This is a genomic window from Dactylosporangium sp. CA-139114, assembly GCF_050955725.1.
Taxonomy (GTDB): domain Bacteria; phylum Actinomycetota; class Actinomycetes; order Mycobacteriales; family Micromonosporaceae; genus Dactylosporangium.
Window position 1 is genome coordinate 4,941,324 of sequence record NZ_CP192080.1, and the last position, 12,479, is coordinate 4,953,802.

A 12,479-nucleotide genomic window follows, 5' to 3' on the forward strand; every position below is an offset into this window, starting at 1 on the left:
CCGCCCGTACGTTCACGAGGGTTCGATGTCGGTTCGTGGGCGGTGGCTGATGGCGAACGAGGAAAAGCTTCGCGACTATCTCAAGCGGGCCACGGCCGACCTCTACGCGACGAGCGAGCGGCTGCGGCAACTGCAGGAGCAGCACAGCGAGCCCATCGCGATCGTCGGCATGAGCTGCCGGCTGCCGGGCGGCGTCCGCTCGCCCGAGGACCTGTGGCGCCTGCTCGCCGGGGGCGGCGACGCGATCTGCGGGTTCCCGGTCGACCGGGGCTGGGACCTCGACACGCTGTACGACCCCCACGGCCTGCGCCCGGGCACCTCCCGCACCCGTGAGGGCGGCTTCCTCCACGACGCCGGCGACTTCGACCCGGCGCTGTTCAAGATCTCGCCGCGCGAGGCGCTCGCCATGGACCCGCAGCAGCGGCTGCTGCTGGAGGGCAGCTGGGAGGCGCTCGAACGGGCCGGTATCGCCCCGCTCTCGCTCGCCGGCCGGCCCGTCGGCGTCTTCGCGGGGGTGATGTACCACAACCACGCCGCCAGCCTCACCGACGTGCCCGCCGAGGTCGAGGGCTTCCTCGGCACCGGCACCGCCAGCAGCGTCGTGTCCGGGCGCGTCGCCTACGCCCTCGGCCTCGAAGGCCCCGCCGTCACCGTCGACACCGCGTGCTCGTCCTCCCTCGTGGCCCTGCACCTGGCCGTCCAGGCCCTGCGCGCCGGCGAGTGCGAGGCGGCCCTGGTCGGCGGCGTGACGGTGATGCCGACCGCGACGACGTTCATCGAGTTCAGCACCCAGGGCGGCCTGGCCCCCGACGGCCGGTGCAAGTCGTTCGGCGCCGCCGCGGACGGCACCGGCTGGTCCGAGGGCGTCGCGGTGCTCGTCGTCGAGCGCCTCCGCGACGCCCAGCGGCTCGGCCACCCCGTGCTCGCCGTCGTGCGCGGCTCCGCCGTGAACCAGGACGGCGCCTCGAACGGTCTGACGGCTCCGAACGGCCCCTCCCAGCAGCGCGTCATCCGCGCCGCGCTCGCGAGCGCCGGTCTCGCCCCGTCCGACGTGGACGCCGTCGAGGCCCACGGCACCGGCACCACGCTCGGCGACCCGATCGAGGCCCAGGCCATCCTGGCGACCTACGGCCAGGACCGCGACCGGCCGCTGTGGCTCGGCTCGGTCAAGTCGAACCTCGGCCACACCCAGGCCGCCGCCGGGGTCGCCGGGGTCATCAAGATGGTGCTCGCCATGCGGCACGGGCTGGTGCCGAAGACCCTCCACGCCGACGAGCCGTCGCCGCGGGTGGACTGGTCGGCGGGCGCGGTGGCGCTGGCGACCGAGGCCCAGCCGTGGCCGGACGGGGACCGCCCCCGCCGGGCCGGGGTGTCGTCGTTCGGGATCAGCGGCACCAACGCGCACGTGATCCTGGAGACCGTCGCCGAGGCGCCCGTCGAGCCCACCGCCGAGGGCGCCGCGCCGGTGGCGTGGGTCGTGTCGAGCCGGTCCGAGGCGGGCGTGGCGGCGCAGGCGGCCCGGCTGGCGGGTTGGCCGGGTTCGCCGGTGGACATCGGCTATTCGCTGGCCGCGACGCGTTCGAGCCTGGAGCATCGGGGCGTCCTGCTCGACGGCGAGCTGGCGGTGCGGGGTTCGGTGGTGCCGGGCGGGACGGCGGTGTTGTTCCCGGGTCAGGGTTCGCAGCGGGCCGGGATGGGTGAGGAGCTGTCCGCGGTCTATCCGCGGTTCCGAGAGGTGTACGAGGAGATCCGCGCCCTGCTGCCGGAGCCTTCGGGTTCGGTGGACGAGACCCGCAATGCGCAGGCGGGCCTGTTCGCCATCGAGGTCGCCCTGTTTGAGCAGTTGCGCGAGTGGGGTTTGCAGCCGGATTTCCTGGCCGGTCATTCGGTCGGTGAGCTCTCGGCGGCCTACTGCGCCGGCGTGTTGAGTCTTGCGGATGCGGTGCGGGTGGTGGAGGCTCGCGGCCGGTTGATGGGCGAGCTGCCGCCGGGTGGCGGGATGCTGGCCGTCGGGGCGGCATTGGATGTGGTGCCGGACGGTGTGTCGGTGGCGGCAGTGAATGGGCCGTCGTCGGTGGTGTTGTCCGGCCCGGTTGAGGTGTTGGACGCGCTGGTGTTTCCGGGGGTGCGTACGACGCGGTTGCGGGTGTCGCACGCGTTTCATTCGCCGTTGATGGAGCCGATGACGGCTGCGTTCGCTGAGGTGCTGCGTTCGGCGGAGTGGCGGCCGGCGCGGATTCCGATCGTGTCGAACGTGACCGGTGAACTCATGACCGAGTTCGACGCGGACTACTGGGTGCGGCACGTGCTGGCGACGGTGCAGTTCTATCCGACGCTGCAGTTCCTGCACGGCCAGGGGGTTCGGACGTTCCTCGAGGTCGGGCCTGGTGGTGCGCTCAGTGCGCTGGGGCCGGACTGTGTCGAGGATGCGGCGTTCATTCCGTTGCTGCGGTCCGGTCAGGCCGAGCCCCGCGCGCTGCTGCACGGGCTTGCCCAGGCGCACGTTCGCGGCGCCGGGATCGACTTCGCCGCGTATCACGGCGGGAAGGCCGTCGCGCTGCCGACGTACGCGTTCCAGCACGAGCGGTTCTGGCTCAACGCCGGTCGGCCGGGCACCGCGGCGCGCCCGCGAGGCGGGGCCGACGGGTGGCGCTACGACGTCACGTGGAGCCCCGTCCGCCGGCCCGCCGCGCCCGTCGCACCGCGCCGCGTCCTCGTCGTCGCGCCCCACGACCTCGCCGACACCGTCCTGCCCGACGCCGAGGTGCTGCGGCTGGCCCCCGGCCTCGACCGCGCGGAGACGGCGGCGGCGCTCGCCGGGGTGGCCGGGCCGCCCGACACGGTGCTGTCGCTGCTGGCGTTCGACGAGCGGCCCCTGGCCGGCTTCGACGCCGTCCCCGCCGGGTTCGCCGGGACCGTCGCGCTCGCCCAGGCGCTCGGCGACGCCGGGATCGACGCTCCACTGTGGATCGCCACGCGCTGCGCGGTCCCCGTCGACACGCTCGAACATCCGGACCAGGCCCTCGCGTGGGGGCTGGGCGGCGTCATCGCCGCCGAGCACCCCGACCGGTGGGGCGGCCTCGTGGACCTCCCCGCGGCGGTGGACCCGGCTCTGCTGCGGTGGGTGCTCGGCGGCGAGCACGGCGAGGACCAGCTCGCGATCCGCGCCTCCGCAACGTACGCACGCCGCCTCACCCCGGCGACACCCCGGGCGGGCGGCCCGGGCCGGTCGTGGCGGGGCACGGCGCTCATCACCGGCGGGACCGGGGCGCTCGGCGCCCGGGTCGCCCGCCGGCTGGCCGCCGGCGGCGCCGAACACCTGCTGCTGGTCAGCCGGCGCGGCGCCGACGCGCCCGGGGCCGCGGAGCTCGTCGCCGAGCTCGAGCGCCTGGGCAGCCGGGTCACCGTCGCCGCCTGTGACGCCGGGGACCGTGCGGCCCTGGCGGCGCTCGTCGAGCAGTACCCGCCGACCTCGGTCTTCCACACCGCCGCCGTCCTCGACGACGCGCTCGTCGGCTCGCTGCGCCCCGACCAGCTCCAGCGCGCCCTGCACGCCAAGGCCGCCGCGGCCCGCAACCTGCACGAGCTCACCACCGACCTCGACGCGTTCGTGCTGTTCTCGTCGCTGGCCGGCACCCTCGGCGGCCCCGGGCAGGGCAACTACGCCCCCGGCAACGCCTACCTCGACGCGCTCGCCCACCACCGCCGCGGCCTCGGCCTGCCCGCGCTGTCGGTGGCCTGGGGGCTCTGGGGCGGCGGCGGCCTGGCCGACGGCGCCACCCTCGCCGGCGCGGCCGTCCCGATGGAGCCCGGTCTCGCCCTCGACGCGCTCGGCCGGGCCCTCGACGAGGGCGTCACGGCCGCGGTCGTCGCCGACATGCGCTGGGAGCACCTGGCGGGGCCGGGCGGCCGGTCGCTGCCGCTGCTCGCCGACCTCCCGGCCGTTCGCGCCGCGCGGCCCGAGCCGCCGGCCCCTCGCAGCGCAACCCGCGACCCGCGCGCCGTCCACGATCTCGTCCGCGCCGAGGTGGCGGCCGCCCTCGGGCACGCCTCCGCCGCCGCGGTCGCCGCCGACCGTGCCTTCCAGGACCTCGGCTTCACCTCGGTCAGCGCGATCGAGCTGCGCAACCGGCTCGCGGCCGCCACCGGGCTCACGCTGCCCACCACCCTCGCGTTCGACTACCCGACCCCCCGCGCGCTCGCCGAACACCTGCTCGCCCGGCTGCGGCCGGACGGGGCGGACCGACCCGCGGCCGCCGGACCGGGCGGCCGACCCGGCGACGAGATCGCCATCGTCGCCATGAGCTGCCGGTTCCCCGGCGGCGTCCGGTCGCCGGAAGACCTGTGGACGCTGCTGGAGGCCGGCGCCGACGCGCTGACCGGCTTCCCCACCAACCGCGGCTGGGACCTCGAACGCCTCCGGGACGGGCAGAGCGCGACGCAGCACGGCGGGTTCCTGCACGACGCCGACGGCTTCGACGCCGAGTTCTTCGGCATCAGCCCGCGCGAGGCCACCTCGATGGACCCGCAGCAGCGGCTCCTGCTGGAGGCCTCGTGGGAGGCGATCGAGCGGGCCGGCATCGACCCGGCCGCGCTGCGCGGCACCGCCGTCGGCGTGTTCGCCGGCACCAACGGCCAGGACTACGGCGTCGGCGAGCTCTTCGCCCGCGACGTCACCGGCGGCTACGGCGCCACCGGCACCTCCGCCAGCGTGCTCTCCGGCCGCGTCTCCTACGCGCTCGGCCTCGAGGGCCCGGCCGTCACCGTCGACACCGCCTGCTCCTCGTCGCTGGTCGCCCTCCACCTCGCCGCGCAGGCGCTGCGCAACGGCGAGTGCGACCTGGCGCTCGCCGGGGGCGTGACGGTCATGACGACGCCGGGCGCCTTCATCGAGTTCAGCCTCCAGCGCGGGCTGGCCGGGGACGGGCGGTGCAAGGCGTACGCCGACGCCGCCGACGGCACCGGCTGGGGCGAGGGCGTCGGCGTGCTCGTCGTCGAGCGCCTGGCGGATGCCCGGCGCCTCGGCCACCGGGTCCTCGCGGTGGTCGCGGGCTCGGCGGTGAACCAGGACGGCGCGTCGAACGGGCTGACGGCTCCGAACGGCCCGTCGCAGCAGCGGGTGATCCGGGCGGCTCTGGCGAGCGCGGGGCTGGAGCCGTCTGATGTGGACGTGGTGGAGGGGCACGGGACCGGTACGCGGCTCGGGGATCCGATCGAGGTGCAGGCGTTACTGGCGACCTACGGCCAGGACCGTCCGGCGCCGGTGCTGCTCGGCTCGATCAAGTCGAACCTCGGGCACACGCAGGCGGCCGCGGGCGTCGCGGGTGTGATCAAGATGGTGCTCGCGATGCGGCACGGGCTCGTCCCGCGGACCCTGCACGTGGACGAGCCGTCGTCGCACGTCGACTGGTCGGCCGGTGCGGTGGCGCTGGTCTCCGAGGCCCGGCCGTGGCCGGTGGCCGACCGTCCCCGCCGCGCGGGCGTGTCGTCGTTCGGGATCAGTGGCACGAATGCGCACGTGATTTTGGAGGGTGTCGAGGCGTCGGAGGTGTCGACGGAGTCCGGTGTGCCGGCGGCGTGGGTGGTGTCGAGCCGGTCTGAGGCGGGGGTTGGGGCGCAGGCGGCTCGGTTGTCGGGTTGGCCGGGTTCGCCGGTGGATATCGGATTTTCGCTGGCGTCGACGCGGACGGGTTTCGAGCATCGTGGTGTGCTGCTGGATGGTGAGCTGGCGGTGCGCGGGTCGGTGGTCCAGGGTGGGACGGCGGTGTTGTTCCCGGGTCAGGGTTCGCAGCGGGCCGGGATGGGTGAGGAGCTGTCCGCGGTCTATCCGCGGTTCCGGGAGGTGTACGAGGAGGTCCGTGCCCTGCTGCCGGAGCCTTCGGGTTCGGTGGACGACACTCGGAACGCGCAGGCGGCCCTGTTCGCCATCGAGGTCGCCCTGTTTGAGCAGTTGCGCGAGTGGGGTCTCAAGCCGGATTTCCTGGCCGGTCATTCGGTCGGTGAGCTCTCGGCGGCCTACTGCGCCGGCGTGTTGAGCCTCGCGGATGCGGTGAAGGTGGTGGAGGCTCGCGGGCGGTTGATGGGGGAGTTGCCGGCGGGTGGCGGGATGCTGGCCGTCGGGGCGGCGTTGGATGTGGTGCCGGACGGTGTGTCGGTGGCGGCAGTGAATGGGCCGTCGTCGGTGGTGTTGTCTGGACCGGTTGAGGTGTTGGACGCGCTGGTGTTTCCGGGTGTGCGCACGACCCGGTTGCGGGTGTCGCACGCGTTCCACTCGCCGTTGATGGAGCCGATGACCGCTGCGTTCGGCGAGGTGTTGCGCTCTGTGGAGTGGCGGCCGGCCCGGATTCCGATCGTGTCGAACGTGACCGGTGAACTCATGACCGAGTTCGACGCGGACTACTGGGTGCGGCATGTCCTGGCGACGGTGCAGTTCTACCCGACGCTGCGGTTCCTGCATGGGCAGGGGGTGCGGACGTTCCTCGAAGTCGGGCCCGGTGGCGCGCTCAGTGCGTTGGGGCCGGATTGTGTCGAGGATGCCGCGTTCATTCCGTTGCTGCGGTCCGGTCAGCCTGAGCCCCGCGCGCTGCTGCAGGGGCTCGCGCAGGCGCACGTTCGCGGGACCGGGATCGACTTCGCGGCCTACCACCGCGGGGCTGCCGTGCCGGTGCCGACCTATGCGTTCCAGCACAAGCGGTACTGGTTGCCGACCGTCACGCCCGAGCGCCGCCGGTACGAGGTCGCCTGGGAGCTCCTGGCCGACCTGCGCGCGGACGGGTCCCAGCGCGCGGTCGTGTTCGTGCCGCCGGGGCTGCGTCACGTCGTGGACCTGCCCGGCGCCGAGGTGGTCGAGGGCGGCGTCGCCGAGCTTGTGCAGCTGGTGCAGAAGCTCGACGCGTCGGCCCGGCTCTGGTGCGTGACCCGGGGCGCGGTGCGGGCCGAGGCCGGCGACGTGGTCGACCCGGCGCAGGCGCAGCTGTGGGGCGCGGGGCGGGTCGTCGCGCTCGAACACCCGCAGCTGTGGGGCGGCCTCGTCGACGTCGCCGAGGGAGCCGCGCTGGTGCTGCCGTCCGGGGAGGACCAGGTCGCGATCCGGCCCTCCGGGGTCTACGCGCGGCGCGTGGTCCGGGGCCAGAGCGGCGGGCGATGGACGCCCGAGGGGACCGTGCTCATCACCGGCGGGACCGGAGCCCTGGGCCGGCGGGTGGCCCGGTGGGCCGCCGAGTCGGGGGCGTCCCGGATCGTGCTGAGCAGCCGGCGGGGCGGCGCCGCCGAGGAGCTGGGGATTCCGGTCGACGTGGTCGCGCTCGACGTGACCGACCGCGACGCGCTCGCGGCGCTGCGCTCCCGCTACGAAGACCTCGGCGAGCCGGTTCGCGTCGTCGTACACGCGGCCGGAGCCGGGCAGGGCACGCCGCTGGCCGCGATGACCGCCGACGAGATCGACAGCGTCATGCGGGCCAAGGTCCTCGGCGCGGATCACCTCGACGCCGTGTTCGGCGACGTCTCCGCGTTCGTGCTGTTCTCCTCCATCGCCGGGATCTGGGGCAGCGGCGGGCAGGGCGCCTACGCCGCGGCCAACGCCCACCTCGACGCCCTCGCCGCCCACCGCCGGTCCCGCGGCCTCGCCGCCTCCGCGATCGCCTGGGGCCCGTGGGGCCAGGGCGGCATGGCCGCCGGCGCCCTGGAGGAGCAGCTGGGCCGGCTCGGGCTGGCCGCGCTGGACCCCGAGACCGCCATCGCCGCGCTCGCCGCCACCCCGCCGGACCGCGACGCGATCATCCTCAACGTCGACTGGGGGCGGTTCCTGCCGGCGTTCACCGCGCGGCGGCCCAGCCCCCTCCTCGCCGCCTTCGCCCCCGATACGCCGGCCGCCGCGACGGTCGCCCCGCCGGCCCGCCCCGTCCCGCCCGCCGACCTCGTCGAGCTGGTCCGGACCCAGGCGGCCGCCGTGCTGGGCCACGACGGCGTGGACGGGATCGCGGCCGGACGGGCGTTCAAGGAGCTCGGGTTCGACTCGCTGACCGCGATCGAGCTCCGCGACGCCATCGCCCGGCACACCGGGCTGCGGCTGCCGTCCTCGCTGGTCTTCGACTACCCGAACCCGCAGGCCCTCGCCGACCACCTCGGACGCGAGCTGACCGGCTCCCCGGCCGACGAGATCGCGCCGGTCGCCACCGGCCCGGCCGGCGACGACCCGATCGTCATCGTCGGCATGAGCTGCCGGCTGCCCGGCGGGGTCCGGTCGCCCGACGAGCTGTGGCAGCTGCTGCTCGACGGGCGCGACGGCATCACCGGCTTCCCGGACGACCGCGGCTGGGGCCGCGGCACCGGCGCCTCCTTCGCCCGGGCGGGCGGATTCCTGCCCGACGCCGCCGGCTTCGACGCCGAGTTCTTCGGGATCAGCCCGCGCGAGGCCCTCGCCATGGACCCGCAGCAGCGGCAGCTGCTCGAGGCGGCCTGGGAGGCGGTCGAGCACGCCGGAATCGCGCCGGGATCGCTGCGCGGCAGCCGGGCCGGGGTCTTCGTCGGGGCGTCCGGGCAGGGCTACGCCTCCGGCTCCTTCGGCGCGGTCGACGGCGTCGGCGGCCACCTGCTCACCGGCAACGCCACGAGCGTGCTGTCGGGGCGGGTGGCGTACGCGCTCGGCCTCGAAGGCCCGGCCCTCACGATCGACACCGCCTGCTCGTCGTCGCTCGTCGCCCTGCACCTGGCCGCGCAGGCGCTGCGCTCCGGCGAGTGCGACGCGGCCCTCGTCGGCGGCGTGACGGTCATGGCCACGGCGAACACCTTCGTCGAGTTCAGCCAGCAGGGCGGCCTCGCCCCCGACGGCCGCTGCAAGTCCTTCGGCTCCGGCGCCGACGGCACCGGCTGGTCCGAGGGCGTCGGCGTGCTGCTCGTGGAGCGCCGCTCGGACGCCGAACGGCTCGGCCACCGGATCCTCGCCGTGCTCGCGGGCTCGGCCGTGAACCAGGACGGCGCGTCGAACGGGCTCACCGCCCCGAACGGCCCGGCCCAGCAGCGGGTCATCCGCGCGGCCCTCGCCAACGCCGGCCTGAACCCGCCGGACGTGGACGTGGTCGAGGGCCACGGCACCGGGACGCGGCTCGGCGACCCGATCGAGGCCCAGGCCCTGCTCGCCACCTACGGCCGGGGCCGCCCCGGCGACCGCCCGCTGTGGCTCGGCTCGGTCAAGTCGAACCTGGGCCACACCCAGGCTGCGGCGGGCGTGACCGGTGTCATCAAGATGGTGCTCGCCATGCGGCACGGCCTGATCCCGCGCACCCTGCACGCGGACGAGCCGACGCCGCAGGTGGACTGGTCGGCGGGTGCGGTGGCGCTGGCCACGGAGGCCCGGCCGTGGCCGGTGGCGGATCGTCCCCGCCGGGCGGCGGTGTCGTCGTTCGGGATCAGTGGCACGAATGCGCACGTGATTTTGGAGGGTGTCGAGGCGTCGGAGGTGTCGACGGAGTCCGGTGTGCCGGTGGCGTGGGTGGTGTCGAGCCGGTCTGAGGCGGGGGTTGGGGTGCAGGCGGCTCGGTTGTCGGGTTGGCCGGGTTCGCCGGTGGATATCGGGTTTTCGCTGGCGTCGACGCGGACGGGTTTCGAGCATCGTGGTGTGCTGCTGGATGGTGAGCTGGCGGTGCGGGGTTCGGTGGTGCCGGGTGGGACGGCGGTGTTGTTCCCGGGTCAGGGTTCGCAGCGGGCTGGGATGGGTGAGGAGCTGTCCGCGGTCTATCCGCGGTTCCGGGAGGTGTACGAGGAGGTCCGTGCGCTGCTGCCGGAGCCTTCGGGTTCGGTGGATGACACGCGGAATGCGCAGGCGGCCCTATTCGCGATCGAGGTCGCGCTGTTTGAGCAGTTGCGCGAGTGGGGTTTGCAGCCGGATTTCCTGGCGGGTCATTCGGTCGGTGAGTTGTCGGCCGCCTACTGCGCCGGGGTGTTGAGTCTCGCGGATGCGGTGAGGGTTGTTGAGGCTCGGGGCCGGTTGATGGGGGAGTTGCCGGCGGGTGGCGGGATGCTCGCGGTCGGGGCGCCGTTGGATGTGGTGCCGGACGGTGTCTGCGTGGCGGCGGTCAATGGGCCGTCGTCGGTGGTGTTGTCCGGCCCGGTTGAGGTGTTGGACGCGCTGGTGTTTCCGGGGGTGCGCACGACCCGGTTGCGGGTGTCGCACGCGTTCCATTCGCCGTTGATGGAGCCGATGACCGCTGCGTTCGGCGAGGTGTTGCGCTCTGTGGAGTGGCGGCCGGCCCGGATTCCGATCGTGTCGAACGTGACCGGTGAACTCATGACCGAGTTCGACGCCGACTACTGGGTGCGGCACGTCCTGGCAACCGTGCGGTTCCACCCGACCCTCCAGTTCCTGCATGGGCAGGGGGTGCGGACGTTCCTCGAAGTCGGGCCCGGTGGTGCGTTGAGCGCGTTGGGGCCGGATTGTGTCGAGGATGCCGCGTTCATTCCGTTGCTGCGGTCCGGTCAGGCCGAGCCCCGCGCGTTGCTGCAGGGGCTTGCGCAGGCGCACGTTCGCGGGACCGGGATCGACTTCGCGGCCTACCACCGCGGTGGGAAGGTCGTGCCGCTGCCGACCTACGCGTTCCAGCACCGGCACTACTGGCTCAAGGAGCCCGCCGGCGACGGGCCGCAGTGGCGGTACCGGGTCGCGTGGGAGCCGCTGGCCGAGGTCCGGCCCTCGCCGCCGGGCCGTGTGGTCGTGCTGGTGCCGCCCGGGCTCGGTGACGTCGTGGACCTGCCCGGCGCCGAGGTGGTCGAGGGCGGCGTCGCCGAGCTTGTGCAGCTGGTGCAGAAGCTCGACGCGTCGGCCCGGCTCTGGTGCGTGACCCGGGGCGCGGTGCGGGTCGAGGCCGGCGACGTGGTCGACCCGGCGCAGGCGCAGCTGTGGGGCGCCGGGCGGGTCGTCGCGCTCGAACACCCGCAGCTGTGGGGCGGCCTCGTCGACGTCGCCGAGGGAGCCGCGCTGGTGCTGCCGTCCGGGGAGGACCAGATCGCGATCCGGCCCTCCGGGGTCTACGCGCGGCGGGTCGTCCGCGCCGAGGACGACCGCGAATGGGCGCCCGACGGCACCGTGCTCATCACCGGCGGGACCGGCTCGCTCGGGATGCGGGTGGCGCGGTGGGCCGCGCGGTCGGGGGCGTCCCGGATCGTGCTCGCCAGCCGGCGCGGCGGCTCCGTCGCCGAGGACCTGGGCGTTCCGGTCGAGGTCGTCGCGCTCGACGTGACCGACCGCGACGCGCTGGCGGCGCTGCGGTCCCGCTACGAGGACCTCGGGGCGCCGGTTCGCGTCGTCGTGCACGCGGCCGGGGTCGGGCAGGGCACGCCGCTGGCCGAGATGACCGCCGACGAGGTCGAGCGGGTCATGCGGGCCAAGGTCGACGGGGCGACGAACCTCGACGCCGTCTTCGGGGACGTCTCCGCGTTCGTGCTGTTCTCCTCCATCGCCGGGATCTGGGGCAGCGGCGGGCAGGCCGCCTACGCCGCGGCCAACGCCCACCTCGACGCCCTCGCCGCCCACCGCCGGTCCCGCGGCCTCGCCGCCTCCGCGATCGCCTGGGGCCCGTGGGCCGACGGCGGCATGGCGGACGAGGACGCGCTGCGGCTGCGCGGACTGCCGGCCATGGACCCGGACCTCGCCATCGCCGCGCTCGCCGCCACCGCGCCCGACCGGGACGCCATCGTCGCCGACGTCGACTGGGGGCGGTTCCTGCCGACCTTCACCAGCCGGCGCGGCAGCACGCTGTTCGCCGCGTTCGCCGAGGCGCCGCAGGAGCGACCGGCCGCCGCGGGCCCGGACCCGTCGGCCGAGCTGCGCGGGCGGCTGGCCGAGGCGAACGCGGGCGACCAGGAGCGGATGCTGCTCGAGCTGGTGCGCGACGAGGCCGCGCGAGTGCTCGGCCACGCCACGGCCGAGGCCGTCAAGCCTCGGCGCGGGTTCACGGAGCTGGGGTTCGACTCGCTGCTGGCGGTACAGATGCGGGATCGTATGAAGGCGAGGACGGGCCTTCGGCTGCCGACGACCCTGGTCTTCGACTATCCGACGCCGGCCGACCTCGCCCGGCACCTCGGCACGCAGCTCGTGGCCGACACCGGGCCCAGAACCGTGGCCGAGGCGATCGCCCAGCTGGAGCGGATGCTGGCCCGGCAGCCGCTCGACGCGCGGGACGACGCCGAGCTGGTGCGGCGGCTCAGCACCCTCGCGGCCGTGCCCGCGCCGGCCCCCGAAGCCGACGCCTCCGTGGCCCTGGAATCGGCCAGCGCCGACGAGATTCTCGACCTCATCCAGCGCGAGTTCGGCAAGTCCTGACGCCGCTTCCGGCAGGGCTTCCGGCAGGGCTTCCGGCAGGGGGCTCCTGAGGGGTGCCTAGGGGTTGGGGCCGTTGATCGGCGCTCAGTAGGGTCACGTTGACCAGGCGTCCCATCGGTGGTCGCAAGCCATGACGCGCGGGCGCGGGACACACATGACGTCT

At 74.7% G+C, this 12,479-nt stretch carries 1 pseudogene; it reads left to right on the top strand.

Going from position 1 to position 12,479, the window contains the following annotated elements:
* Positions 1-88: 88 nt before the first annotated feature.
* Positions 89-12,016: pseudogene (locus tag ACQP2P_RS22420) on the top strand (SDR family NAD(P)-dependent oxidoreductase); the annotation flags it as partial.
* Between the last annotated feature and the right edge of the window lie 463 nt (positions 12,017-12,479).